Annotated in this window: 21 protein-coding genes and 2 CRISPR repeat arrays; of the genes, 13 read left to right on the forward strand and 8 right to left on the reverse strand. The window is 69.1% G+C overall.

Annotation, left to right across the window (positions count from 1 at the left end; translation table 11 throughout):
• Window positions 1–28: 28 nt before the first annotated feature.
• Complete coding sequence (locus tag ACFYTQ_RS22660) at window positions 29–3,946, forward strand: PD-(D/E)XK nuclease family protein (protein ID WP_387364292.1); 3,918 nt, start codon at window positions 29–31, stop codon at window positions 3,944–3,946.
• Between the two features lie 7 nt (window positions 3,947–3,953).
• On the forward strand, window positions 3,954–7,448 hold the full coding sequence (locus ACFYTQ_RS22665; RefSeq protein WP_387364161.1) for an ATP-dependent helicase: 3,495 nt from the start codon (window positions 3,954–3,956) through the stop codon (window positions 7,446–7,448).
• 225 nt (window positions 7,449–7,673) lie between these two features.
• On the opposite strand, the gene ACFYTQ_RS22670 is transcribed toward ACFYTQ_RS22665, so the two are convergent.
• Window positions 7,674–8,063, reverse strand: coding sequence for a hypothetical protein (locus tag ACFYTQ_RS22670; protein ID WP_387364164.1), 390 nt, complete (start codon window positions 8,061–8,063; stop codon window positions 7,674–7,676).
• A 64-nt stretch (window positions 8,064–8,127) separates the two neighbouring features.
• Here ACFYTQ_RS22670 and ACFYTQ_RS22675 point away from each other — a divergent pair, with 64 nt between their 5' ends.
• Together ACFYTQ_RS22675 and nudC are read left to right on the forward strand one after the other, a co-directional pair.
• The gene (locus tag ACFYTQ_RS22675) at window positions 8,128–9,186 is read left to right on the forward strand and encodes a potassium channel family protein (RefSeq protein WP_387364168.1); all 1,059 of its coding nucleotides are present in this window, start codon (window positions 8,128–8,130) and stop codon (window positions 9,184–9,186) included.
• 22 nt (window positions 9,187–9,208) lie between these two features.
• Window positions 9,209–10,120 (forward strand): NAD(+) diphosphatase, encoded by a 912-nt coding sequence (gene nudC / locus ACFYTQ_RS22680; RefSeq protein ID WP_387364171.1) that lies wholly within the window; start codon window positions 9,209–9,211, stop codon window positions 10,118–10,120.
• A gap of 10 nt (window positions 10,121–10,130) precedes the next feature.
• Here the strand turns inward: nudC and ACFYTQ_RS22685 are convergent, their stop codons facing one another.
• Window positions 10,131–10,382: a mycoredoxin gene (locus ACFYTQ_RS22685; RefSeq protein ID WP_387364174.1), complete on the reverse strand. Its 252-nt coding sequence runs from the start codon at window positions 10,380–10,382 to the stop codon at window positions 10,131–10,133.
• A 75-nt stretch (window positions 10,383–10,457) separates the two neighbouring features.
• Between ACFYTQ_RS22685 and ACFYTQ_RS22690 the strand changes: the two genes are divergently transcribed.
• Window positions 10,458–10,880 (forward strand): EVE domain-containing protein, encoded by a 423-nt coding sequence (locus tag ACFYTQ_RS22690; protein WP_387364177.1) that lies wholly within the window; start codon window positions 10,458–10,460, stop codon window positions 10,878–10,880.
• Window positions 10,877–11,344: a MarR family winged helix-turn-helix transcriptional regulator gene (locus tag ACFYTQ_RS22695; protein ID WP_387364180.1), complete on the forward strand. Its 468-nt coding sequence runs from the start codon at window positions 10,877–10,879 to the stop codon at window positions 11,342–11,344. The genes ACFYTQ_RS22690 and ACFYTQ_RS22695 overlap by 4 nt, the downstream gene beginning before the upstream one ends.
• A gap of 4 nt (window positions 11,345–11,348) precedes the next feature.
• On the opposite strand, the gene ACFYTQ_RS22700 is transcribed toward ACFYTQ_RS22695, so the two are convergent.
• Window positions 11,349–12,536, reverse strand: a complete 1,188-nt coding sequence (locus tag ACFYTQ_RS22700; RefSeq protein ID WP_387364183.1) for a low temperature requirement protein A — start codon at window positions 12,534–12,536, stop codon at window positions 11,349–11,351.
• Between the two features lie 50 nt (window positions 12,537–12,586).
• Between ACFYTQ_RS22700 and ACFYTQ_RS22705 the strand changes: the two genes are divergently transcribed.
• The 3 genes from ACFYTQ_RS22705 (at window position 12,587) to ACFYTQ_RS22715 (ending at window position 15,608) form a co-directional block, all read left to right on the forward strand.
• The gene (locus ACFYTQ_RS22705) at window positions 12,587–14,761 is read left to right on the forward strand and encodes an ATP-dependent DNA helicase UvrD2 (RefSeq protein WP_387364186.1); all 2,175 of its coding nucleotides are present in this window, start codon (window positions 12,587–12,589) and stop codon (window positions 14,759–14,761) included.
• 103 nt (window positions 14,762–14,864) lie between these two features.
• Entirely contained in the window at window positions 14,865–15,164 is a 300-nt protein-coding gene (locus ACFYTQ_RS22710) for a hypothetical protein (protein ID WP_387364189.1), read from the forward strand.
• A gap of 135 nt (window positions 15,165–15,299) precedes the next feature.
• Complete coding sequence (locus ACFYTQ_RS22715; RefSeq protein WP_387364191.1) at window positions 15,300–15,608, forward strand: WhiB family transcriptional regulator; 309 nt, start codon at window positions 15,300–15,302, stop codon at window positions 15,606–15,608.
• Between the two features lie 100 nt (window positions 15,609–15,708).
• On the opposite strand, the gene ACFYTQ_RS22720 is transcribed toward ACFYTQ_RS22715, so the two are convergent.
• The 3 genes from ACFYTQ_RS22720 to ACFYTQ_RS22730 form a co-directional block, all read right to left on the reverse strand.
• Window positions 15,709–17,052: an ABC1 kinase family protein gene (locus tag ACFYTQ_RS22720; RefSeq protein WP_387364194.1), complete on the reverse strand. Its 1,344-nt coding sequence runs from the start codon at window positions 17,050–17,052 to the stop codon at window positions 15,709–15,711.
• A gap of 618 nt (window positions 17,053–17,670) precedes the next feature.
• Window positions 17,671–18,493: a CRISPR direct-repeat array (repeat unit 26 nt; unit sequence GGCTCATCCCCGCGCGTGCGGGGAGC).
• A 438-nt stretch (window positions 18,494–18,931) separates the two neighbouring features.
• Window positions 18,932–19,309, reverse strand: coding sequence for a DUF397 domain-containing protein (locus tag ACFYTQ_RS22725; RefSeq protein WP_387364197.1), 378 nt, complete (start codon window positions 19,307–19,309; stop codon window positions 18,932–18,934).
• A 2-nt stretch (window positions 19,310–19,311) separates the two neighbouring features.
• A complete protein-coding gene (locus ACFYTQ_RS22730; RefSeq protein WP_387364200.1) occupies window positions 19,312–20,238 on the reverse strand; it encodes a helix-turn-helix transcriptional regulator in 927 nt (308 codons plus the stop codon).
• 236 nt (window positions 20,239–20,474) lie between these two features.
• Between ACFYTQ_RS22730 and ACFYTQ_RS22735 the strand changes: the two genes are divergently transcribed.
• From ACFYTQ_RS22735 to ACFYTQ_RS22750, 4 genes are all read left to right on the forward strand, one after another.
• Complete coding sequence (locus tag ACFYTQ_RS22735) at window positions 20,475–20,762, forward strand: hypothetical protein (RefSeq protein ID WP_387364203.1); 288 nt, start codon at window positions 20,475–20,477, stop codon at window positions 20,760–20,762.
• 284 nt (window positions 20,763–21,046) lie between these two features.
• Window positions 21,047–21,502 (forward strand): DUF4254 domain-containing protein, encoded by a 456-nt coding sequence (locus tag ACFYTQ_RS22740; protein WP_387364206.1) that lies wholly within the window; start codon window positions 21,047–21,049, stop codon window positions 21,500–21,502.
• A 601-nt stretch (window positions 21,503–22,103) separates the two neighbouring features.
• Window positions 22,104–22,592, forward strand: a complete 489-nt coding sequence (locus tag ACFYTQ_RS22745) for a hypothetical protein (protein ID WP_387364209.1) — start codon at window positions 22,104–22,106, stop codon at window positions 22,590–22,592.
• Window positions 22,593–22,648: 56 nt separating this feature from the next.
• Window positions 22,649–23,491 (forward strand): helix-turn-helix domain-containing protein, encoded by an 843-nt coding sequence (locus ACFYTQ_RS22750; protein ID WP_387364212.1) that lies wholly within the window; start codon window positions 22,649–22,651, stop codon window positions 23,489–23,491.
• A gap of 90 nt (window positions 23,492–23,581) precedes the next feature.
• Window positions 23,582–23,978: direct repeats of the CRISPR family, unit length 28 nt; unit sequence GGCTCATCCCCGCGCGTGCGGGGAGCAC.
• A gap of 420 nt (window positions 23,979–24,398) precedes the next feature.
• Here ACFYTQ_RS22750 and ACFYTQ_RS22755 read toward each other — a convergent pair.
• A complete protein-coding gene (locus tag ACFYTQ_RS22755; protein WP_387364215.1) occupies window positions 24,399–25,529 on the reverse strand; it encodes a hypothetical protein in 1,131 nt (376 codons plus the stop codon).
• A 60-nt stretch (window positions 25,530–25,589) separates the two neighbouring features.
• Window positions 25,590–26,126 carry a hypothetical protein gene (locus tag ACFYTQ_RS22760; RefSeq protein WP_387364218.1) on the reverse strand — a complete coding sequence of 179 codons (537 nt, stop codon included), beginning with the start codon at window positions 26,124–26,126 and terminating at the stop codon, window positions 25,590–25,592.
• Between the last annotated feature and the right edge of the window lie 438 nt (window positions 26,127–26,564).

Raw genomic sequence — 26,564 nt, forward strand, 5'->3', positions numbered from 1 at the left:
GGGGGTGTCTGTTGAAATAGCCGCCGTGATGCGATCGGATAGCGCGGTGCGACTGGTGCGCCGCGGTGAGACGGGGCCCCGCCTGCGGGAGTGGGGCGCCGATGTCCGGACGCTGTTCGCCTGCGGGGGGCCCGATCCCGGGTGGCGGCCGTGGCAGGTGCTGGGCGGGCCGGGTACGGGAAAGACCGCACTGTTGACCGATGTCGCGGCCGATCGGATCGCCGAGGGCGCCGACCCGGAATCGGTGCTGGTCCTGACCCATTCGAAGGGTGCGGCGCTGCGGGTGCGCAATGCCGTGGGTCGTCAGCTCGGTGGCGTGCCGGGCGCGACCCGGGAACCGTTGGTGCGCACCGTGCACTCCTACGCCTTCGCGATCCTGCGCGCGCACGCCGCCGCGCACGGCAACCCGCCGCCCCGGTTGTTGACCGGCGCGGAACAGGATGTGGTGCTGCGCGAGATGCTGCGCGGCGAGCTGATCGATATCGCCGCCGGAGCGGATGATTTGTGGCCGCAGCGGTTACAGCCCGCGTTGGGCACACTCGGATTCGCCGAGCAATTGCGCGATCTCATGCTGCGCGCCACCGAACGCGGCCTGGGCCCGGAGGATCTGGTCGAATGGGGCCGCCTGCACGAACGCCCGGAATGGGAGGCGGCCGGGCGTTTCCTGGAGCGGTACGAGCAGGCCATGCTGTTGCGCTGGTCGGTGGGGATCGAGGCGCCCGAGGCGACCGCGCCCGCCTTGGACGCGGCGGAGTTGGTCGGCGCGGCCCTCGACGCGCTGGCGCTGGATCCGGATCTGCTCGACGGGGAGCGCGCCCGGATCCGCTATCTGCTCGTCGACGACGCCCAGCATCTGGATCCGCTTGCGGCGCAACTGATTCGGGCCGTGGGCGCGGGCGGGGCCGTGACCGTGGTGGCGGGCGATCCGGACCAGGCGGTGTTCACCTTCCGCGGCGCGGAGCCGCGCTTCCTCGCCGACCTCGACGCGCCCGCCGATCGCCGCATCGTCCTGCGCGACAACCGCCGTTCCGCCGTCGCGGTCCACGACGCTGTCGCCCGCATCGCCGCCCGCATGCCCGGCAGCGCCCCGCACCGCTTCGATCCGCGCGACCCCGCGACCACGACCGATCTCCCCGGCGATGTTCGCGTCCGCGTCCTCACCACCCCCGCCAAGGAGGCGGCCCTCATCGCCGACCACCTCCGCCGCGCGCACCTCTCCGACGGCACCCCCTGGTCCCGCATGGCCGTCATCGTCCGCTCGGTCCCCCTCTCCCTGGCCCCCCTCCGCCGCGCCCTCCTCGCCGCCGGAGTCCCCGTCCTGCAACCGAAACCCGATGTCCCCCTGGCCCGCCGCCGCGGCGCCACCTGGCTCCTCCTCTCCCTCCGCGCCCTCCTCGCCGCCGACCGCACCCCCACCCTCTTCACCCCCGACGACGCCCTCGACCTCCTCACCGGCCCCCTCGGCGGCGCCGACCAGATCACCCTCCGCCGCCTCCGCCGCGGCATCCGCCGCACCCTCCTCACGCGTGCGAGGTACGGGACGGACCCTCGCGCCTTCGGCGGCGAGGGACAGGGGGAGGTGTCGTCCGAGGGGCAGGGTGAGACGCCGTCCGAGGGTGAGGGGACGCCGTCCGAGGGTGAGGGGACGCTATCCGAGGGTGAGGTGGAGACGCCGTCCAAGGGGCAGGGGGAGATGTCGCCCGAAGGGCAGGGGACGATGCCGCCCGAAGGACGTGGGCAGAGGCCGCCCGAGGGCACTGCGGAGCTGCCGCCCGTGGGTACCGCGATGACGCATGACGACTACGGGCAGGTGTCGCCCGTGGGCCGAGGCGAGATGTTGTTGGAGGGGCCGGGGGAGTCGGCCGGGGGGCAAGGCGGGAGTTCGTCTGGGGGCCAAGGGGAGACCGCGGTCGAAGGACACGAGGGGACGGCAGCGCGAGGGGGCGCAACGGCCGAGGCGCGGGGGGAAATCGCGGCCGAGGTTGGAAGGGCGTCGGACGAGGGGCGCGGGGAATTCGAGGGCGGGGGGGCGGAGCCGCTGGGGCTGGAGGATGGTGGGCCGGTTGGTGAAGGGGATGAGCTGCCGTACCGGGGTCAGGACGCGGGCGGTGACGGGCGGCGGCGGAGTGTGGTGGATGAGGAGTTGGGGTGGGATGTGGGGGATGTGGATCGGTCTTCGGCGGAGGTTTTGCGGGATTTGATTGTGGGGGTGGGGGATTCGACGGTGTTGGAGGGGTTGAGTGAGGTGGAGGGGGCGCCGTTGCGGCGGGTGTTGAAGGCCGTGGGGCGGGGGCGGCGGGCGATGCGGCGGGGGGCGGGGGTGGAGGATGTGTTGTGGGCGGTGTGGACGGGGTCGAATCTCGAGAAGCGGTGGGTGGGGCAGTCCGAGCGCGGGGGAGCGGTGGGGATGCAGGCGGATCGGGATCTGGACGCGGCGGTGGGATTGTTCGACGCGGCGGCGGCGTATGTGGATCGGCTGCCGGGCGCGACCATCGAGAGCTTCGTGGAATATCTGGAACAGCAAGAGATTCCGCAGGATTCGGCGCCGCTGACCGATCCGGGGGAGGCGGTCGCGATCGTGAGCGCGCACGCGGCCGCCGGACGGGAATGGGACGTCGTCGCGGTAGCCGGTGTGCAAGAGGGCATCTGGCCCAACCTGCGCCCGCGCGGCACCCTGCTCGGCGTCGAGGATCTGGTGGATCTCGTTGCGGGCGTGTCGGATTCGGGCGAGCGGGTCAGCCGCGCGGCCCCGATCCTCGCCGAGGAACGCCGCCTGCTGCTGTTGGCCTGCGGCCGCGCCCGGAACTCGCTGCTGGTGACCGCCGTCGAATCCGTCAGCGGCGACCGGGATCTCGTCCCCTCCCGCTTCCTCGCCGAACTCGATCCCGAGGCCACCCCGGGTGAGGCGGGACGCATCCCGGCGCCGGTCGACCCGGGCCGGGCGCTGGTGTTGCAGGCCCTCATCGCCGAATTGCGCGGCGTGGTCTGCGATCCCGAGGATTCCCCCGAACGCCGCGAACGCGCCGCCCGCCAACTCGCCCGCCTGGCCGACGCCGGTGTCCGCGGCGCCCACCCCGACGACTGGTACGGCACCGCCGACCTCAGCTCCCAACTGCCCCTGTGGGGCGACGACCAGGGCCCGATCGCCCTGTCCCCCTCCACCGTCGAACTGCTCAGCACCTGCCCCCTGCGCTGGGCCCTCGAACGTCACGGCGGCGACAATGGCGACAACCCGCACGCCGTCAAGGGCAATCTCGTGCACACCCTGGTCCAGGCGCTCGCCGGTCAGGTGACCGAGGCCCAGGTGAAGGCCGCCCTGGTCCGCGCGTGGAAGGCCATCGACCCCACCGCCACCGACGAGGGCCCGCGCAGCTGGCACTCCCGTCAGGACCTGCGCCGTACCGAAACCATGCTCGACACGTTCCTGGCCTGGCTGCGCAACACCCGCGCCGAACTCACCCAGCTGGGCGTGGAGGTCCCGGTCGACTGCCTGCTGCCCGGCCGCGGCCCCGGCGAACCCCCGGTGCGCATCCGCGGCCGCGTCGACCGGGTGGAGCGAGACGCGTTCGGCCGCTTCGTGATCGTCGACGTGAAGACCGCCAAGACCCCCATCTCCAAACAGGCCGCCCAGGACCACGCCCAGCTCGCCACCTACCAGGTCGCCGCCGCCGCGGGCGCCCTGGACGACGGCTCGGCCGACGCCGAACCCGGCGGCGCCCGGCTGGTCTACGTCGCCAAACCCAATGCCAAGGAGGGCGCCACCCAGCGCGTGCAGTCGGCCCTCGACGACGAGGGAATCGAACAGTGGCGCAACACGATTCACGACGCGGCCGCCGCGACCCGCGGCCCGAGCTATCTGGCCATGCGCAACGACGGCTGCCGGCACTGTGCCGTATCCGGTAGTTGTCCCGTACAGGATTCGGGCCGCCAGGTGACCGACACGTGAGTGCGGCATGAGGGTCACCCCGTGGCAGCTGGCGGAGGCGTTGGGCCTACCGCCGCCGACCGACGAGCAGGCGGCCGTCATCGCGGCCCCGCCCGGACCGACGCTGGTGGTCGCGGGCGCGGGCGCGGGCAAGACCGAGACCATGGCCGCGCGCGTGGTCTGGATGGTCGCCAACGGCCTGGTCACCCCCGATCAGGTGCTCGGCCTGACCTTCACGCGAAAAGCCGCGCAGCAGTTGACGACTCGCATCCGCACCCGCCTCGCGCGGCTGGCGGGCGCGCCGCTGGTCCGCGAACTCGATCCGAGCGGGCGGCTGCGCGGCCTGCTCGCCGGGTCCGAACCGGAGATCGGCACCTACCACTCCTACGCCGGTCGCCTGCTGTCCGAACACGGCCTGCTGCTGCCGGTGGAGCCGAACGCGACGCTGCTCACCGAGACCCAGCTGTGGCAGCTGGCCCATCGCGTGGTCACCGGCTGGGACGGCGACCTCGACACCGACCGCGGCCCGGTCTCGGTCACCGAGGCCGTCCTGGCGTTGTCCGGCCAGCTCGCCGAACATCTGGTGGAACCCGAACAACTCGCCGAGGCCCACATCGAACTGGAGAAACTGGTCTTCACCCTGCCCGCGGGCCCCCGCCAACGCGGCGGCCCCAACCAGGACCTCCAGAACATCGTCAACGCCCAACGCGAACGCGTCGCCCTGCTCCCCCTGGTCCGCCGCCTCGCCGAGGAACTGCGCCGCCGCGGCGCCCTCGACTTCGGCTCCCAGATGTCGCTCGCCGCCCGCCTCGCCGCCGAACACCCCGAGGTCGGCCGCGCCGAACGCCTCCGCTTCCGCCTGGTCCTACTCGACGAATACCAGGACACCGGCCACGCCCAACGCATCCTGCTCGCCGCGTTGTTCGGCGATCTCGATGGGGCGCAACAAGACCCGAGCTCGCAGGATGCCGAGCCCGTCGATGGCGGCCAGGGGGCCGAATCATCGGAGCGGCAGGGGTTTTCGGACGACGAGGTCACATCGTCGCAACGTCTGGCCGTCACCGCCGTCGGTGACCCCATGCAGTCCATCTACGGCTGGCGTGGCGCCTCGGCGGCCAATCTGCCCCGCTTCGCCACCGACTTCCCCAGTGCCCCAGGGGTTCCCGCGCCCATTCTTCCGCTGCTGACCAGTTGGCGGAATCCGCCCGAGGCGCTGGATCTGGCGAATCTGGTGGCCGAACCCCTGCGGGACACCGGGGTGAGCGTCGATCCGTTGCGGCCGCGCCCGGACGCCGGGGCCGGAACGGTCGCGCTGGCGTTGGCCGAAGATGTTGCGCGCGAACGAGTTTGGGTCGCCGAGCGGATCGCGGCCGAGTGGGAGGCGCACGCGGACGCGGGGCTGCCGCCGCCGACCTCCGCGGTTCTGGTGCGGCGCAACGCCGATGCCGCGCCGCTGGCGGAGGCGCTGCGCGAACGCGGGCTGCCGGTGGAGATCGTCGGCCTGGGCGGGTTGCTGGCCACGCCCGAGGTGGCCGATGTGGTGGCGACGCTGCGGTTGATCGCCGATCCGTCGGCGGGCAGCGCGGCGATCCGCGTCCTCACCGGCGCCCGCTGGCGCATCGGCGTCGCCGATCTCGCCGCGCTGTCCCGCCGCGCCCGCGAACTGTCGATCGTGCGGCCACCCGACCGCACGGACGCCATCACCGACGGCGCGGCCCTCACCGAGGCGCTGCGCGCGGTCGCCCCCGAACCGGCCGAGCAGGCGGGCCTGGTCGACGCGATCGCCGATCCCGGTGCGCCGGACGGCTATTCGCACGTCGGCTATCAGCGGATCGTCGAACTGGGCCGCGAGCTGACCGCCCTGCGTGAACGCAGCGGCCAATCGCTGCCCGAACTCGTCGCCGACGTCGAACGCACGCTCGGTGTCGGCGTGGAGACGCAGACCCGGCGCGCCGCGGCGGGCGGCGGCGCGGGACGCGAACATCTGGACGCCTTCGCCGAGGTCGTCGCCGGATACGCGGCCGACCACCGGGCCGACCTGCCCGGCCTGCTGGCCTTCCTCGCGGCCGCCGAGGAGGTCGAGAACGGCCTCGAACCCGGCGAGGTCGAGGTGGCGCGCGACCGCGTGCAGATCCTGACCGTGCACGCCGCCAAGGGCCTGGAGTGGGAGGTCGTCGCCGTGCCGCACGTCGTGCGCGGCGTCTTCCCGTCCGGCACCGCCGCGGGCACCTGGCTCGGCGCGCTCGCCGAACTGCCCACGAGCCTGCGCGGCGACCGGCAGCGCGAGGACGCCGCCGAGGGCGTGCCCGTTCTGGATCTGACCGAACTCTACGACCGCACCGACCTCGAACAGGCCATCAAACAGCACAAGGACGCGCTCGCCCGTCGCCGCGTCGACGAGGAACGCCGCCTGTTCTACGTCGCCCTCACCCGCACCGAACGCGCCCTGTTCGTCTCCGGCCACCACTGGGCCGAGACCGGCTCCACCCCCAAGGGTCCGTCCGACTTCCTCCTCGAACTGAAACGCGCGGTGGCGGAATCGAATTCGACCACCGGGGTCCGCGTCGACCACTGGGCCGACCCGCCCGCCGCCGACGCGGTCAACCCCTTCACCGACAACCCCGCCTCCGCCGAGTGGCCCCGCGACCCGCTGGGCAAACGCCGCCCGGCGGTGGAGCAGGGCGCGAACCTGGTCCGCGAAGCCCTGGCCGAACAGCGCGAAAAACCGGACGCCGCAACGGAATCCGCGACCCAGCTCGCCTTGTTCGACGACCCGGAGTCCGAACCCGACGACGACGATCCCGAGGGCTGGGCCACCGACGTCGACGCCCTGCTCGCCGAGCACTTCGCCGCGACCGACACCGTGCGCGAAGTTCAACTCCCCGAACAACTTCCGGCCACCGCCCTGGTCGACCTGCGCGCCGATCCGGCGAAGCTCGCGGCCCGCCTGCGCCGCCCGCTGCCGTTCCCGCCGAGCCCGTTCACCCGCCGCGGCACCGCGTTCCACGCCTGGCTGCAACGCTGGTTCGGCGCGACCCGGCTCCTGGACTTCGACGAACTCCCCGGCGCGGGCGACACCACCGGCGCCGACGCCGAACTGGTCCGGCTCCAGGAGGCGTTCCTGTCCTCCCCATGGGCCAACCGCAACCCGATCGAGGTCGAGGTCGCCTTCGAAACGACGTTGGCGGGCATCCTGATTCGCGGCCGCATGGACGCCGTCTTCCCCGAACCCAACGGCCGCTGGATCGTGGTCGACTGGAAGACCGGCGCGGAACCCACCCGCGCCGAGGAGAACGCGGTAGCCATGCAGCTGGCCGTCTACCGCCTGGCCTGGGCCCGCCTCGTCGCCGCCCGCACCGGCGAGCCCGAGTCCGACGCCCTCTCCCGAACCGCCGCCGCCTTCCACTACGTCCGCACCGGCCGCACCATCGCCCCACCCAACCTCCCCGGCCCCGACGAATTGGCCGACCTCATAGACACTTCCGCCCCCGGCTGGCAACCGCCGGAGGAGGAGTCGGCGTGACCTCCCCACCCGGGTGGCAGCCTTCGCCTGAAGAGGAGTCGGCGTCACCCCGGGCCGGGGTTGGCCTTCGCTGGAGGAGGGGTCACGTCTCCTTCGGGCCGGGTTGACCTCCGTCGGAAGGGGAATCGGCGTAACCCCTTGCGCTGGTTGGCAGCCCGGCTGGAGGAGGAGTCGGCGTAACGCTCTGCGCCCGACTGGCAGCCCCTGGGGGAGGAGTCGGCGTAGTTATCGGGCCCGCGCGAGCCGCAGCGCCTGCACGATCAGCGGGATCTGCAACGGCAGCCGCAGTACCGTGCCGATCTTCAGTGGCAGGGGCTTTTTCGGATCGTTCACCCAGTCCGCGGCCATCTGTACGTTCGCCGGGAACACCGCGATGAACAGCAGTGCCGCCAGCCAGCCGCCGAGGCGACGGGTGCGCGGCAGGGCGATGGCCGTGCCCACTCCGAGTTCGGCCACGCCCGAGGCGTAGGTGTAGGTGCGCGGGCGGCCCGGCAGCCCGCGCGGGATCACCGAATCGAAGGGCGCGGGAATCACGAAGTGCAGCACGCCCATTCCCAGCAGCAGGGCGGCCAGCGGCCGGGCGCGGCCGGGGCGGCGTTCGGTGACGGCGGTCATGCCCCCACCCTGTCATTCGCGCGCCGCCGCGTCGAGTCCGGGCTCGACCGGTACGCTGCGGGACGTGTTCGATGATCGGCTCCACGGGCTGCGGCGGTTGACCGATCGCCCCGACTACGCCCTCGTCGGAATTCTGCGCATTCCGGAAATCCAGACCAGCCCGTGGGTTTCGCTGACGCGCCGCGTCGCCTTCGCGCTCGCGCTGCTGGTCGCCGCCACCGCGGTGGTGTATCTGGGTCGCGACGGCTACCACGACAATCGCGGCACCGAACTCACGCTGCTCGACGCCGCGTACTACTCGACGGTGTCGCTGTCGACCACCGGCTACGGCGACATCACCCCGGTCACCGAGCAGGCTCGGCTGATCAACACGATCGTCATCACGCCGCTGCGCGTTCTCTTCCTGATCGTCCTGGTCGGCACCACCCTGCAGGTGCTCACCGAACGCTCGCGGCAGGCATTCAAGATTCAGCGATGGAGGCACAGGGTGCGCAATCACACCGTGGTCGTCGGCTACGGCACCAAGGGCCGCACCGCCATTGACGCGATGCTCGGCGACGGCGTGCAGGCCGGTGACATCGTCGTGGTCGACACCGATCCGGTCGTGCTCGAGACGGCCGCCAACGCGGGCCTGGTCACCGTGCACGGCTCGGCCACCCAGTCCGATGTGCTGCGGCTGGCCGGGGTCCAGCACGCGGCGTCGGTGGTCATCGCCGCCAACCGCGACGACACCGCCGTGCTGGTGACGCTCACCGCGCGCGAGATCAACCCCAAGGCCAAGATCGTCGCCTCGATCCGCGAGGCGGAGAACATCCACCTGCTGCGGCAGTCCGGCGCCGATTCGGTGGTCGTGTCCTCGGAGACCGCGGGCCGCCTGCTCGGCATCGCGACCACCACCCCCAGCGTGGTCGACATGATCGAGGATCTGCTCACGCCCGAGGCCGGATTCGCGATCGCCGAACGCGAGGTCGAGTCCGACGAGGTGGGCGGCTCACCGCGGCATCTGCGCGACATCGTCTTGGGCGTGGTGCGATCCGGCACGCTGATCCGCGTGGACGAACCCGAGGTGGACGCCTTGGAAAACGGAGACAAACTGCTCTACGTCCGCCGCGTGCACAAGTGAGACCGCCCGATACGCTCGACGGGTGCCCGGATTCCAGCTGAAGAACATTCCCCTGCTCTCCCGTTCCGCCTTCGATCGCGCCGAGGAGTTGCGCAAGGACGAGCGGGCGTTGAAGGACGGATGGCCCGAGGCCAAGGTGCTGCGGATGAATCGGCGCGGCCAGGTGCGCACCGAGGGCGGGGCCATCGTGTTCGAACCTGCCCTCGAACTGGCCCCCGAACCCGATCCGGCGGCCGTGTTCCTCGGCGTGGACGCGGGCGTGCACCTGTGGGCGGTGCGCGACAACACCATCGAGGGCACCCTGCTGGATCTGCGCGCGGTCGGCACCGCGCTGGATCTCGACGATGTGGCGCTGGGTGTCCTCACCACCGCGCTGGCCCTGCTGAACTGGCACGACAAGGCCAACTTCAGCGCCACCGACGGCACCCCGACACACCCCGCCAGCGCGGGATGGACCCGGGTGTCCGAAGCCGGGCACGAGGAGTTCCCGCGCATCGATCCGGCGGTGATCTGCCTGATCCACGACGGCGGCGATCGGGTGCTGCTGGCCCGGCAGCAGGCGTGGCCGTCCGGAATGTTCTCGCTGCTGGCCGGATTCGTCGAGGCGGGCGAATCCCTCGAGCGCTGCGTCGAACGTGAGATCCGCGAGGAGGTCGGCGTCGACGTGCGCGATATCACCTACCTCGGCAGCCAGCCCTGGCCGTTGCCGCGCTCGCTCATGCTCGGCTTCGCCGCGGTCGCCGATCCGGCGCAACCGCTCACGTTCACCGACGGCGAGATCGCCGAGGGTGACTGGTTCACCCGCGACGAGGTGCGCGCGGCCCTGGCCCTGGGCGGATGGGGAAGCGCGGGCGCGGAGGGGGCGCGGCTGATGCTGCCCGGTTCCATCTCCATCGCCCGCACCATCATCGAATCCTGGGCGGATCCGGACTGATTCGCGCCGATCAGGCGATCGCGGCGAGGGCCTGCTTCACCTGGACCAGGCTCGGATTGGTGGCCGTCGACCCGTCGCGATACTTCACGGTGGGCACCACGTGGTTGCCGCCGTTCACGCTGCCGACGAATTCGGCCGCGGCGGGGTCCTGCTCGATGTCGACCTCGTCGTAGCTGATCCCGGCCTCGTCGAGCTGCTTCTTCAGGCGTCGGCAGTAGCCGCACCAGGTGGTGGAGTACATGGTCAGGTCGGTAGCTGTCACGGTCTGTGAAACAGCGTCGCGTCGAGTTCTGTTCCGGGCCTTGCGCTGGATTTAGTAAGCGCGCATACTAAATCCATGACCAAGTACTGGCTCGCGGTGGTATCGCGAGAACACGTCCAACGCGGTGTCGAACTCGGCATCGCCCAGGCCAACCACGGCAAGCGCACCGCCGTCGAGCGGATGCGCCCCGGCGACGGGCTGGTGTACTACTCGCCGCGCACCGGCATGCGCGCGGGCGCGCCGGTCAAATCGTTCACCGCGATCGGCACGATCGACGACGTGCCCGTCTGGCAGGCCGAGGACCAGGGCGGTTGCTTCCGGCCGTGGCGGCGATCGGTGTCGTATCGGGCTGGGGCGCAAGAGGTTCCGATCGACGCGCTGCGCGCCGACCTCGACCTGACCAGCGTGCCGAACTGGGGGATCGTGTTGCGGCGCGGCGTGGTCGAACTGAGCGAGCACGACTACGGGATGATCTCCCGCGCTATGGTCGGCGTGTGATCCCGGACCGAAAGGCCGGGCTGCGTACGGGATTCGCCCATCCGGACCACAGCCCCGGCCTGCTGCTGTGGCAGGTGACCCATCGGTGGCAGGCCGCCCAGCGCGCGGCCCTGGCCCCGTTCGACCTCACGCACGTGCAGTTCGTCCTGCTGGCCGCGCTGACCTGGCTCGCCGAACACTCCGGCGGCGAGCCCGTCACGCAACGGGAGTTGGCCGCCCAGGCCGCGACCGATCCGATGATGACCTCCCAGGTGCTGCGCGCCCTGGAACAGAAGGACCTGGTCGAACGCCGCGAGCACCCGCACGATCGCCGCGCCCGCGCGCTGGCGCCCACGAAAGCCGGTGTGGCCCTGGCCAATCGCGCCATTGTCGCGGTGGAGACCTGCGATCGCGAATTCTTCGCCCCGCTCGGCGGAAACACCGGCGAATTCGCCACCGCGCTGCGCCGCCTACGCGATCGATGACGGGTCAGCTCCGGGTCCGCCGATACTCCCACCCCAGCGCCCACCCGATCGTCAGCACGATCCCGTAGACCAGCCACAGCGGATCCAGACGCGGACCGAACGCGCCGAGCACGACGGCCACCAGCGCGCCCGGCAGCGGCCAGGTCAGCGTCCACCGCCACCCGTCCCGGCTGCGTGCCCCGCCGAGGGCGGTCAACAGGAAGTAGGCCGCCGCCCCGCCGCACAACGCCCACCCCACGCCCGCCCCGAGATGACCGTCCGGATGGGACAGCACCAGGCTCAGCCCGGCCGCGATGGTGGCGATGGCTCCGGTGAGCAGGCAGTGCGCGGCGAGCAGATGCTGCCGGGGCACCGCGTCGGGAGCGGTGTCCCCGCTCATCAGCCGGGGGATGAAACCGTAGGTCAGCGTGAGCGCCCACAGTCCGGTCAGGATCACGAACGCCCCGAAACCCAGACTCAGCACGCGCGCGTTCCAGGCCACCCCGCCGATCGCGGCGATGATTCCGATGACCCCCTCGCCCAGCACGATGATCACGTACAGCCCGAGCCGCTCGCCCAGATGCTCCGGATCCACGTGCAGCGCTTGCAGTTTCGGGATCTCGACGCCCTCGAAGCGGTGCGAGCGGCGCAACCGGCGGTCGAACGCCTCCTGCGCCCCGGCCATCATGCGCTCGCCGGACACCGCGAACATGCCCCACAGATCGATGGCCAGGCCCAGCGCCCACAGCCAGAACTTCCAGGGCTCGGGCACCCACAGCGACACGATCCAGGGCAACACGCCACCGGTCAGCTGCGCGTTCGGCCAGTCGACCACGATCCGCCCGCGGCCCCACACCTGCGACAACCCGATGCGCACGACGACGTACACCGCGGCGAAGGCGGTCGCGTGCCGATCCGGCATCCCCGGCACGGCGGCGGCCATCACGCCCAGCCCGAGCATGGCCGCCAACATGAGCGGCAGGCGGATGTGGTCGTAGGCGATGTCGCCGTAGAGCGTCACGCTCGCCCAGCCGATCCAGAACGCGAGGTAGAGCAGGGCGTACAGGGCGAATTCGCCGATCGTCGGACCGTGGTGCAGCACATGGGTGAGCTGCCCGATGCCCGCGACCGCCACCAGATCGAAGAACAACTCCATCCAGGTCGCGCGCCGCTCGTGCCGCAGGGTGTCGTTGTCCGGCGTGTCGGAGGCCATGCGCGCACAGTAACGGGCGCGGCCGCGAGTTGTCGGACCCCGCTGTCATTATGGAGCACGTGCCCGCCCCGACCTCCTCCCCCCAGGTCCGGCTCGATGGACTCGATCCCGAGCAGGCCGCCGCCGTGCGGGCGCCGCGCGGGCCGGTCTGCGTGCTGGCGGGCGCGGGAACGGGCAAGACCCGCACCATCACCCACCGCATCGCGCATCTGGTCACCACCGGGCACGTCCGCGCCGACCAGGTGCTGGCCGTCACCTTCACCGCCCGCGCGGCGGGGGAGTTGCGCACCCGGCTGCGCGCGCTGGGCCTGGGCGGCGAGGCAAATACCGTGCAGGCCCGCACCTTTCACGCGGCCGCGCTGCGCCAGCTGCGCTACTTCTGGCCGCAGGTCGTCGGGGACGTGCCGTGGCGGCTGGTCGACAGCAAGTTCCCCATCGTCGCGCAGGCGGCCAACCGGACGGGCCTGTCCACCGCCACCGAGAGCGTGCGCGACCTGGCCAGCGAGATCGAATGGGCCAAGGCGTCGCTGGTGGCCCCGGAGGACTACGCCGCCGCCGTGGCCCGGCTGCGCCGCGAAACCCCTTACGACGCAACCAAAGTCGCCGACGTCTACGCCGGATACGAGGAGCTCAAGACCTCCGCCGACGGCCTGCTGCTGGATTTCGACGATCTGCTGCTGCACACCGCCGCCGCGCTCGAGGACTATCCGGCCGTCGCCGAGGAGTTCCGCGGCCGCTACCGCTGTTTCGTGGTCGACGAGTACCAGGACGTCACCCCGTTGCAGCAGCGGGTGCTCGACGCCTGGCTCGGCGGCCGCGACGATCTGACCGTCGTCGGCGACGCGAATCAGACCATCTACTCCTTCACCGGCGCGAGTCCCGGCTTCCTGCTGGACTTCTCGCGGCGCTTCCCGGACGCGGTGGTGGTCCGCCTCGAACGCGACTATCGCTCGACGCCGCAGGTGGTCTCGCTGGCCAACCGGGTGATCGGGGCCGCGCGCGGCCGTATCGCGGGCACCCGGTTGCAGCTGATCGGGCAGCGCCCCGACGGACCCGAACCGTCGTTCGCCGAATACGACGACGAGCCCGCCGAGGCGGCGGCCGTGGCCAAGGCCGTCGCCCGGCTGATCCGCAAGGGTGTGCCCGCGGCGGAGATCGCGGTGCTCTATCGCATCAACGCCCAGTCCGAGGCGTACGAGCAGGCGCTCACCGAGGCCGAGATCCCGTACCAGGTGCGCGGCGGCGAGGGCTTCTTCCAGCGCGCCGAGGTCCGCCAGGCCGTGCAGGCGTTGCGCCAGACCGCCTCCCGCGAGGATCTGCCCGACGCCCGCGGCCCCGAACTGGTCACCCTCGTGCGCGCCGCGCTGGCCCGCCTCGGCCTCACCGCCACCGAACCCAGCGGCGTCCAGGCCCGCGAGCGCTGGGCCTCGCTGGTGGCGTTGGTCCAGCTCACCGAGGAATTGACCACGCACGACGGCGAACTCGACCTGTCCGGCCTGCTGCGCGAACTCGCGGGCCGCGCCGAATCCCGGCATCCGCCGACCGTGCAGGGCGTCACGCTGGCCTCGCTGCACGCGGCCAAGGGCCTGGAATGGGACGCGGTGTTCCTGGTCGGGCTGGCCGACGGCACGCTGCCGATCGCGCACGTCCTCGGCGACAACGGCACGGTGAGCAACGAGGCCGCGCTGGAGGAGGAGCGGCGGTTGCTCTACGTCGGCGTGACCCGCGCGCGCGAGCATCTGCATCTGTCGTGGGCCCTCTCGCGGGCCGCGGGCGGCCGAAAGTCGCGGCGGCGCAGTCGTTTTCTGAACGGGCTCATTCCGGAGGACTCCCCGGCCTCGCGGATCGCGCACGCCGCCGGCGATCGGCGCGGGCCCGCGCGCGCCCATCCGACGTGCCGGATCTGCGGCCGGCCGCTGCTCGGCACCAAGTCGACCATGCTGGGCCGCTGCTCGCGCTGCCCGGCCGACCTCGACCCGGTCCTGCTCGACGCGCTGCGCGAATGGCGGCGGGAGAAGGCAGACGAGTTGTCGGTGCCGCATTTCGTCGTGTTCAGCGACACCACGCTCACCGCCATCGCCGAACAACTGCCCGCCGACGACCGCGCCCTGGTCGCCATTCCCGGCATCGGCGCCAAGAAGCTCGGGCAGTTCGGTGCCGACGTGCTGGCGATAGTGCGGTCGCACAGCAGCGCGCAAGACCACAAAACCCCTGGTGAAAAATAGGTTGTGCGGTTGTGATCGCCCCCCGTAGGGTGGGGTTCACGCACCGGGTCACTCCGGCGCGCACACCGAGAAAACGGATACGAGTAAGGAGGGAGGCAGACCGATGAACGGGATCATCAATATCGCGTCGTTCGGCGTTGCGGCGTCGGCGAATTCGTGTGTGCCTGCCTCCCGGGGGGTCCTCGCTATGCAGGGGACCGGTCTGTCCGCCGTACGCATCTTCGGAACCGAACAGCACGGGCCGAAGTATGTCGTCATGACGGACAAGCCCATGCGGAGCTGGCACCCGATCCATGCCGACGCATTCATCGGCGCCGATGAGGCGGTCGTCCACCCGACGGCAGCCCGCTTCCGCAACGCACGCCCAGCGACCGTGATCAGGAGTCGTCACCGACTCAGGTAGGGGATAACCTCCCCCAGCCTCCTGGCCACGGATCGCAAGAAGCGAAACCGTGGCCAGAGATTCAAGGCACTTCAGCCACCGGCACCGGTTTCGTGGACCAACCAACGACCGCTGCACGAGCTGAAGGAGCAAGACGTGTCGACCGCGACCATCTCTCGCGTGACATGCCGTCCGACCGTGGCCTCGACCCCCCGCACCCGTGGAGTCGCGCTCACCCTGCCCTGCCGAGTCGGCGACCCCGACCTCTGGTTCGCCGAAAGCCCCGCCCAGCTGGAGGAGGCGAAGGCGCTCTGCGCCAGCTGCCCGATCCGCAAGGGCTGTCTCGCCGCCGCGCTGGATCGCGGTGAGCCCTGGGGCGTCTGGGGTGGGGAGATCTTCGACCAGGGTGTCGTCATCGCCCGCAAGCGGCCCCGCGGCCGCCCGCGCAAGGTGGCCGTGGCGTAATGGTCACCCCGCACGCACGCGAACACGACCGAGCCCCGCATCTTTGTACAGATGCGGGGCTCGGCCTTTTTGCTGATTCGGCTCCTGGATGGGCGAAAACTCAACTGGCGCTGCGGTATTCCGCATAGCCCGGCACCCAGTCCTGCATCAGGCGCATGAAGGGAACCTCGGCGTCGAGTTGGGCGCAGATGCCGATCGACCCCATCAGGACGCGGAAGACCATGGCGTGTTCGGGCGGGAGTTGCAGCGACCAGGACGTCTTCATCTCCGGGCTGCCGATGTCGGTGGCCTTGCCCGCGACGCGCTGCATCCAGCGGCGGGTGAAGTGGAAGGTCTCGGTGCGGATCGGGTCGGCGAACGGGCGCAGGAAGTCGGCGATCTCCTGGTGGCTGACCGTCTTGCCGGGCAGGACGAAGCCGTTCTCGTACATGAGGGTGGTCAGTTCCTCGTAGCGGTCCTCGACCGCGAGGGCGACCATCCGGCCCAGGATCGGCGGGAAACCGTCGGGCAGCGGGGCGCAGGAACCGTAGTCGATGACGGCGAGGCGCTTGTCCGGGAGCAGCATGAAGTTGCCCGGATGCGGATCACCGTGCAGCAGGCCGACCTTCGAGGGGGAGGAGAAGTGGAATTCGGCCATCCGCAGCGCGACATGGTTACGCAGGTCGCGGGTGCCCTCGGGGTCGGCGTTGCCGCGCGCGATGATCGCCGAGACCGGGGTGGCGTCGAGCCATTCGGTCACGATCACCTTCGGCGCGCTGGCCACCACCTTCGGGACCACGAAACGAGGATCGCCGTCGTAGCCCTTGGCGAAGGCGCGCTGATTGCTCGCCTCGATGCGGTAGTCGAGCTCCTCCTCCATGCGCTCGGTGAGCTCGGCGAGGACCGGCTTGACGTCCCCGGTCTGCAAAATAGAGGCCAGCATCCCGGACACCCGGTTCAACGTCTTCAGATCGGCCCGCAGCGCGTCGTCCGCGCCCGGATACTGCACCTTCACCGCGACCTCGCGCCCATCCGACCACACCGCCTTGTGCACCTGCCCGATACTGGCCGAGGCGGCCGGTGTGTCGTCGAACTCCCGGAACCGCTGCCGCCACCCCGTACCCAACTGCTGATCGAGCACCCGATGCACGGTCGCACTCGGCATCGGCGGCGCGGCGGCCTGCAACTTGGTCAGCGCCTCCCGGTAGTGCTCCCCGAACTGCTCGGGCACCGCCGCCTCCATCACCGACAACGCCTGCCCGAATTTCATTGCCCCACCCTTGAGTTCACCCAACACGGTGAACAACTGCTCAGCCGCCTTCTGATTCAGCTGCGCATTGATCTCCCGCTTGTCCCCTCCCGCAAGCCTCCGCCCGAACCCCACAGCAGCCCGCCCAGCGATACCCAGCGGAATCTTGGCCAGCTTGGCATTACGAGACGAACTACGGCGCACGATGTCGGACACAGTCCCATGATGGCGGACGTAGCAGGCGGTGTGCCATGAGAATAGGGTGAACGGGCCGGTCTGGGGGGTACGTGTTGTCTGTCACACCATGTTTTCCACGCCCGCCCCACCCGGCAGCCCGGCCGCGTGCGCGCTTGCTGATTCTCTTCTCCTCCTGCCCGTTCCGTACCGTCCGCCGCGATACTCGTCGCCTCCTGCCCGAAGCATCGGAAGGCCCCATACGTAGCCACCGCTGCTACCCCAGGGCCCCTGGCTCCCTCTTTGCTCATCCCGGTCCCGGCTGAGGCCCTCGCTTCGCTGCCCGCCGATACGCCCCTGTAAAGCTTCGCTGAGGTGCCACCCTCGAGAACGCCTCGGCTTGTCCAGACCTCCATGGCCGAACGGACTCCCCCCTGTCGCGCCGGTCTTCCGGGCACAACCGTAAGCAAGACGGACCCGCGTCGTCGGGGGCGTCTGCCGTCGAACCGCCAGTCGTGAATGAGTCTGCGGCAGAGGCACACTGACCGTGACCAGGGCTGAGGACACGAATCCACGGGTACGAGGCGACGCTGTGATGGTTACGTATCCCCGCGTGTGCGGGGAGCACTCGGAACTCGCTGCGCACCTGGAGGATTCGCTGGGCTGATACCCGCGCGGGCGGAGAGCGCCACGGCCACTCGTCCCCGGCCCGCTCCGCCCACGGCTCATCCCCGCGCGTGCGGGGAGCATTCGACCGCGATGACGCGCGCTTCGAGGCAGATCGGCTCATCCCCGCGCGTGCGGGGAGCACAGGGAACGCCACTGCTCCACACCCGCGGACGGGGGCTCATCCCCTCGCGTGCGGGGAGCTCCCGGAGATGGACGCCAGAAGCGAGACCTGCACGGGCTCATCCCCGCGCGTGCGGGGAGCGCCTGCTCCGCACCCTCACCGACCCCGCCGGACCGGGCTCATCCCCGCGCGTGCGGGGAGCGCGACCTCGAGGCCCGTGGCGAGAGGGATTTGCGGGGCTCATCCCCGCGCGTGCGGGGAGCGCGTAGCGCCACAGCTTCGTGGTGATGCTGCGGAGGGCTCATCCCCGCGCGTGCGGGGAGCGCCGCTGCGACTCGACGCTCGTGCCGATCCACACGGGCTCATCCCCGCGCGTGCGGGGAGCGCTTCCTTGAGAAGTCGATCGATACGTTCGGCAAGGGCTCATCCCCGCGCGTGCGGGGAGCGCCGGTGCGAGGCGGGAGCGAGGGCGCGGTCGATGGGCTCATCCTCGCGCGTGCGGGGAGCGCTCATCGGGTTTCCTTCAGGTCGGTCTCGGTCAGGGCTCATCCCCGCGCGTGCGGGGAGCGCGCCGACCACCAGGGCGGCGGCTTCGGCGAATTTGGGCTCATCCCCGCGCGTGCGGGGAGCGCTACATGACCGACCCGGCCGCCAACAGCGAGGAGGGCTCATCCCCGCGCGTGCGGGGAGCGCACTTGATGACCTGTAGTGATGCAGCGCCATCAGAAGAATCTCATTCACTTTCGTTCGAGCGGCCGGATAATCGGTGTGTCGAGAACCTCGGCGTGTCGAGACGCGACCCTACGTCGAATGTCCGACAGAAATTCGCTGTCTCCACAAGTGCGGTGATCGAGCCCGGGGTCAACTGGGTATCGGGATCGGCGACCAAGTCCTCGGGGCTCTGTAGGTGGCCAGAACCAGGCCAACAGTCTTCTCATCCGCGCTGAGCATGACGGCGAACCGATCACCGCTCCGCACCGCATCTGCCGACATGGTGAATCCCGCGAGCCCGAAAGATCTTGCGCGCCTTGCCTAATCTGAACATCTGGCCCGTAGGTGACAAACGCATCCGTTCGGGCGTTGTGCGCGGCCGGGCGGCGTTTCTGGACAACGGAGTCGCCGCCGGGACAGCTATACCGTCAGGAGGTCGAACTCCCCGGCGCGAACTCCTTCGATGAACGCCGTCCATTCATCCGGCGTGAAGACCAGCTCGACGGATGCGTCGTCGTTTGTGACAGAGACATGGCCATCCGCATGGCGCACGATACGAGGCAAGCCGGTCGCATCGCTCTCCGACGTCGGATTCATGGAGTGCGTGCAGAAGCTCGGCCAGAGGGTGGCGGACATCGAGAGCACCGGCTGGGTAGCGGGATCGTTGGCCGAGTCCCGCAGGTACTTGCTGTCTCGTACAAGGACCTGGTTGCCGACGAAGTTGACCTCGACGCACGAGGCACCACCGTTGTTGCTGAAGGTGCTCTTCCGCCAGCCTCGGCGGATGTCGGTGCTCATTGCTACTCCATGTCCTTGTACTGCGAGATGCGGCGCTCGATCGCTGCGGTCGTATCCTCGACCGAGCTCGCCTTCTGGCGGATCTGCTCGGCGGCAAGCGAGTACAAGTCTACTTGCGGGCGATCCTGGAGATACAGCGCGCCCGTGTGGTACTCGACGTACGCGATCCCTCGCGCCTCCGCGAAATCGAGGACGATGAACGAGCCCGGCAGACCGTCGTGCACCGCGACTCGGGTGGGCATGACCTGCAACTCGACGTTGTCCCTCTCCATCAGCCTGAGGACGTGTTCGAGCTGCTCACGCATAACCCGAGGACCTCCGACCGGCCTATCGAGGGCCGCCTCCTCGACGACCGCGCTGAGCTGTAGCGGATTGTCGGTTTCGGCAACCCGCTGACGGGCCATCCGCGCCCGAACCGACTGCGCCAGGTCCATTTTCGGGATGTGCAGGCTGTCACCGAGGAGCGCGGTCGCGTAGTCCGCCGTCTGCACTTGACCCGGCAATACCTTGTCCGCGTACTCGAACTGCCTCGACGCCAAGCCCTCCAACCCGACGAACGTCTTGAACCAGTCCGGCAGAACCTCACCGAACGGTGCCCACCAGGTACCGTGGTCGGCTCGTCCTGCCAGCGTGACGGTCCGCTCGACGTCCTCGACCTTGACCCCATAGAAGCGGAGCAGCGCTGCGACCTCGTCGGGAGCCTGCTGCGTCTTGCCGCTCTCCATGTAACTCAGCTTCGCTGGCGTGCAACCGATGTGCCTGGCCGCGTCGGCCTGCTTGATATGCGCCTGTTCGCGAGCCGCCCGCAGATCGTGGCCGACGAGGAAGCGCAGCGCCGAGGGATCGGAACGATCGTCGCGCACTGGTTCCCCTCCCTCGCTGTCAGCCTCCTGCGGACAAACTACCTCATCAAAATCAGCAGTATTCATGACATCATCCTTCGCGTTACACTTAAATGTAAGCATCACAACAAGCATAGGCGCTCCCTCCGGGGACACCGAGCACAGACGCAGGGGTGGCTATGACACGGCTCGTTCTCGACTCCTCGCCGATACCGCACAAGCAGGCGGCAGGCCAGACCAGGCGAGCGGCGACGCGGCGATCGCCAGCGGCACGACGGGGGCGGAAGAACATGCCCAAACCCCACGGCATTACGTCTCCGCTGGTGAGCGGGAGGACCGGGCAGCTGGCCCGCAGCGTCGGTCAGGGTAGATGGGTGGTGAGCTTCCTCCCCGGTCGCACATTGTCGCGGGAGCAAGCCCAGGCCGCGCTGCGGGTCGCGGACGAACTGGACACGTTTCGCCGGGACGCGGCGGCGCTGGGGCTGACCGTGCTCGAGCTGGTCGGGCTGGCCACCATGGGCAACTCGGCGGCCCGCTTGTGGTCACTCGGTGAAAACGGCCTGCCCGCAGCCGATTCGGGACAGACCGCCGTACGGCGGGAGGTGCGGTGATGGTCGTGACCTACCCGCACCCGATAGCGGACTGGGTCTTCGTGGTCTCCACGACCCGGGGCCGGGCGTTCGCCCGGAGCGCGCTGGATGCGCTCGCGGCGCGCGGAGTGCGTGTACTCGATGCCGGACAGCGGATCTGGTTGCCGGTGAGCGATCACGCGACCGGCTGGCTGTGGGCGTCACCACCGACCAAGGGCATGTCGCCGCCCTCGCGCTCCGCTGTGCTCGCACTCGTCCGTGAGCAACTCCGTCCACTCCCCGCTCGATGCGAGAGCAGGTGAACCATGAACTTCATCCCGTACGATTCGCGGCCGCACGTGCTGCCCTCCGCGGAGGAGCTGTGTACGGCGATCCGCGGGCACCACATCGGTAGGCATCCGGTCCTCGAACTCGCTGCCGACTTCGGCACCCTGTACCAGACGATGCCGACGTGTGAGACCCAGTGTTGTTGTCCCCGAGTAGAATTGGTTCTCGCTGTCGATACGTGGGCGGCCGACCACCTGCCGGTGCCGCGCGGCGGCGCGCGGATGCATACCGAATCCCTCGGCGCGGTGATCGACCGCCTGGCCCGATTGCAGGTCCACGCCTACCACCTTTTGATGACGGCGGACCTCTCCCAGGACCCGCAGGTGCACGCGGCCTGGTATCGGCTGGCGGAACTGGTCGATGGCTACACCGATCTCACCACTGAACTCACCCGCCGATCATTGCGACTACCCGCGCTCGGGGACGGCGGCTGAGGGCGAACACGAGCCCGCGAACAGGGGCAATCTGTGGCACCTGCCAGGTCGCGTGATTTTCGGATATCGCGGCGCTGTTTTTGTGCCGCAACGGCTTCGGTTGCCGCTGTCCGGCCCAGCGGCACCTCCGATGAACGAACCACGGTTGGCCGAAGGTGTTGTAGCAATGCCTGGTTCGGATCATGACCGCGATCTGTATGTACGCGATGCGGGTGTCCACAGTCTTCGCCTACGAGCCGTTGAGTGGATGCAGTCGCTTGCTCTGTCCTGGTGACACCCCCAGGGATCTGAACAAGGCTCCAGGTCGCGAGCCCCGGAGCGCCAGCATGATTGGGGTTCGCTGCGATAGGCGGCACCTCAAAGTCGTTCGGGCCGAAAGCATTTCGCGACCAATGTGGACGGCGCGCCCAAACCCTACCGAGAGGAGGTGAACATCCATGCGCGGACCCGACGACGACACCGAGGAGCAGTAACCCAGCGTGCCCTTCCGGAGGGGATAAGGGCGCGTAAGGAATTCGGCACCGGTGGTGCTCGCGCTAGCCCCTTCACGCTGCACGGGGCGTCCGCGCGAACGCCACCGTACCACCGGGAGAACTACACCATGACCTTGTGTCACATCATTGCCGACGCCTGCGAGCACGCCGCCCGGTATCGGCGCGAGCACGGCTTCGACGCCCGCGTCGACGCCCACAACCTGATCACAACCCCCGCGGGCCGAGTGGACGCGATCCAGATGTCGGAACACCTCGCCGAACAGGTCCATGTTGAACTCATCCGACGGCAGCTCAACACGCCCGAGATTCGCAACATCCACACCGGCGCAGTGACTTTCGTGACCGCTCCGGCGGTCGTGGGTGATGTGCGGTCGGTCGCGATCCTCGACGCGCACCCCCGCGTCTCCGCGATCCGCACGGTGCCCGGAGCGCCCATCGCGCTGCCGGGCCCAGCCGATGACGCCCACATCTGGCAGACAGAACCGACCGCCGCCGAACGGTTGAGCTTCGACGCTCTGCTCTGCCTCACCGTGACCACGGGCATCCGCCTCGGAACCCGACCACGAGCCGGTTCCACCGGCACCCGATACCGGTGAATCCGACACCGCTTTCTGACTGAGCCAACCACCCTGCAACGATCCAAGGAGACGAAATGCCTGCTGAAGGTTCGACATTCGCGCGACGCGCCCTCGGCCAGAAACTGCGCGCCTTGCGGGACCGAGCAGACGTGAGCCAGGCAGCCGCGGCCCGCGTCCTCGGGATCTCCCCCCAAACGATGGGCCGACTGGAGGAAGGGTTGTCCGTCCGCTCGGCGAGCGACCTCTACATGAACACCCTGTGCAACCTCTACCGTGTGTCCGACGAGGAGCGTCGCCTGATCCTGGCCTTGGCCTGCGAAACACGCCGCACCGCCGAGCGGGGCGGCGGCTGGTGGCAGCCACTTCTCGATCGGGAAATCCCCGATTTCGATCCCTGCATCGCGCTCGAGGAGCAAGCCGTCCGCTTGGCGGCGTGGGCGGTCATCCGCCTGCCCGTCCTGGTCCGCACTCCCGAATACAGCCGTGCGGTGGCCTGGACCGACGCCCCCAATGCCCCCACCGACCAGATCGAGGAACGCGTCCACCGTGAGCTGAAACGCCAAGTTCGCCTTGATGATCCGGACTTCACCGCCGAGATCCTCGTTTCGGAGGCCGCGCTGCGCGAGGAATGGGGCGGCCCCGCCGTGATGGCCGAACAACTCCACCACCTGACCGAGCTCGATCACCGCCCCAACGTGTCGATCCGGGTCGTCCCCTTCACCACCCGCAATCACGTCGGCGCCCTGCTCGGCTCGTTCTCGTTGCTGGAGTTCCCGATGATGCCGAAATCCCGCATGACCCAACCGCCGATCGTCCACATCGAGGAACACGTCGGAGACCTCTACCTCGAACGGCCCGCCGAGATCGCCCGCTACGAATCCGCCATCCCCGAACTCCGAAACGCGGCATCGACATAACGCCCCGGTCCGCGCGGTGGTGTCAACGACCGCCGCGCGGACCTGCCGACGACCGCCGTGCCGATCCTCGCCTGACCGACCCACAGACTCGGGCTCATCCCCGCGCGCGGGGAGCACATCTCGACGACCACGGGCCGGGTCGGCGCAGCCGGGCTCATCCCCCCGCGCGTGCGGGGAGCACGACGAGTTCCATTCCCCGGATGGATGGAACTGGGGCTCATCCCCGCGCGTGCGGGGAGCACGTTGTTACAGGCGGCGATGCTGGCCACGACCGGGGCTCATCCCCGCGCGTGCGAGGAGCACGACCGGCGGCTGTACCTGTCGCAGTCCTGGCGGGGCTCATCCCCGCGCGTGCGGGGAGCACCTCGTGTCGTTCCAAATGTCGCCACACGCCGGACGGCTCATCCCCGCGCGTGCGGGGAGCACCCGATGATCCTGGCGAACCTGCTGTGCGCGATGGGCTCATCCCCGCGCGTGCGGGGAGCACACTTGCTGACCTGCGGTGTTTCAGCCTTCAGTAGACAATTTTATTCACTTTCAGCCGACGGCCCTCATGCCCGATTGCCAGCGTAGCCACCTGTTCAGCCGGGCGAATCGCGCACAGCACGATCGCGGCCCTACTGTTCGAAGTCGAGCAAGTGATCTTGGGTCATGGCACCCGCAGATTCGACCCCTATCCGATGCAGACAGGGGTTTGCACGAATCGCCGAGAACACGTTGCCTGGACACCCCGCCGAGCATCTCGGCGAGCCGATGCCCGAGACCATCCGACGAGGTCGGACCCACGGCCTGCCCGTCCCCGCTGCAGGTGACCACCAGCCGCAGCTACTCCAGCGCGGCGGCCAAATCTGCAATGCCTCCTCGCCGCCGAGCCGCTGAGGAACCCGCTCCGATAGCCTGACCAGGGTCATCCGGCCTTCTCAATCCCAAGCCCCTGTTGCTTGCGGAGTTCGAGTGCGCGCTCGGCGGCACGCCCGCCTCGTTGAACCTCGGGAACTTCGTCGGGCGCACCGGGGAGTGAGACGCCCGGCGCGGGTCTGCCTTGGTTCATCAGCTCCATGATGGCCTGCAGTTCCGGCGCGTAGCCGCGCTGCCGAGCCAGCTCGCGCTGTCGGCGTTGGAACTCGGCAGCCTGCTGCCGCGCCAGCTGTGCGCGCGCTTCCCGCGCGGCCACCTTCCCGACTGCCTCGATGCCCTGAACGAGCCTTTGACGCTGGTTCTCTCGTCCCTGAGCAAGGATCTCCTCCATCGCCCGCGCATGCTCTCCGGTGACTCCGATCGCGGCGAGCATGTCCTTTGTGTTCGCCTTCTCTGCCGAACGGACTTTGTCCAGTTGCTGGGACGCGGCATGGTGGGCCTGCTGCACATCCGCGGCATCGACGACCAGCGCACTCTTCTGCGCCTGGTCGAGCTGCTGATTCTTCGTCTCGACAGCCTGGGCGAGCGCCTGTTGTGTCCGCGCCTGCTGCTTCGCCACAGCCAGCGATCGCGCGAACGCCAGAGCCTGTTGGACCCCCTTACGCTTCTCGGCGTTCCTCCCGACGTCGCGGGATTGGCGGGCCAGCTCCCCAACTCCAGGCAGTTCGAGCTGCTGCCCCTTCTCCAGAGCTCGTCCGCGGGCCCAGATTTCGCGGGCATCGGCGCGCGAGATCACCTGGTGCGCGAACTGAGTTGGAAAATCTCTGGCCAGGCCATCGATCAGTGTTCGGACCTCCTTCGACACGGCCTCGCCTTCGACGGAGCGAAGCAAATGCGAGTGGCGAGGGTCTTTGGCGAGAATTTCTCTGAGGGCTTTGAGTTGCTTTTCGTCTTTCCTACCCTCGATCCTGCCCGACTTGTCCTCGATGGTGTAGGTTCGCCCTTGTTCGATCTTGATATGGTCGAATCGAATCCGTCCCTCGCTGCTTTCGTATATGCGAGATTGCCGAACGTATCCGTTCTCGCGATCACGAAAGAAGAGAGCTACCCCTAGCTCGAATATTCTGCCACGTATATGCGGCTCGACGCCTTCACGGTCTCTGTCGTAACCATCCGCCATCGCCGGCCCCCCGATGCGAACCCATTGGATCAGAAAGTTTCCAGGTGGCGAGGTCAGGCATCACAAGCCCGCATCGTCGTGCCGTTTTTCCTCGACGTAGCCGACGTACTCGCGGAAGATCGCAGCCGCCCGCGAAAACATTCCGTCGTGATCTTCCCTGTTGTACTCGATTATGCTTCTCACCAGACCGAAGGCAGTTTCCACATCTTCGTCAAATGTGTCGAATTCCAGTGCAGGATTGATCCGTTCGTAGAACGAATTTTCACGCCCAAACCACTCGTAATTGATCCATTTGGCGTGGGCCCAGCGCCCAAAGCATTCACCGATGAAACACACGAACGCGTCAGTGAGATCCGCAGACTCAGGAGCCGTCGCTGTCTCCCAATTCGGAAACAGTTCTTCCGCAACCGGATCGAGTCTCCTCACCTCGACCGAATCCTCCGGCCATGGCTGGGCAGGAATGTCACGCAAACCTACTCGCTCGAGGAACTTCTGCACCTGTGCGGCCTGCCGAGTCGGCTCGACCCAATCGAGCCACGCGCGGCTCGTATCGTCGATCTGTACGTCAAGATCCATCGCCATCTGAGCGTCATCCATGTCTGCTCTCCCCGATCCTCGATGCGGTGCGACTTCTCGATGCCGAACAGTCCAGTATGAGCATCGACACGACAATCCGGTACACAACCGGGAGGCAATCGACTCATCCCCGCGCACGCGGGGAGCGCCTGCAAGGGGTCGAAGACCGCCCCCGGCTGACGGGCTCATCCCCGCGCGTGCGGGGAGCACTTGGGCCGAGGTCCAGGAGAACTTCAACCAGAAGGGCTCATCCCCGCGCGTGCGGGGAGCACGCTTTTCTGACGGGGCTTCTTCCGCGCACGGAGGGCTCATCCCCGCGCGTGCGGGGAGCACACTTCTTGACCTGCAATGTTGTAGCGCTAGATGTTGTGGGTCGTGACGTTGATGACGGTGGGTGGTTGAGAAGAGGGCGGGTCTTCGGCGGCAGGATGTGAAGCGCCAACTCACACATTCGCTCGA

This window comes from Nocardia sp. NPDC004068, from assembly GCF_042874315.1.
Classification (GTDB): Bacteria; Actinomycetota; Actinomycetes; order Mycobacteriales; family Mycobacteriaceae; genus Nocardia.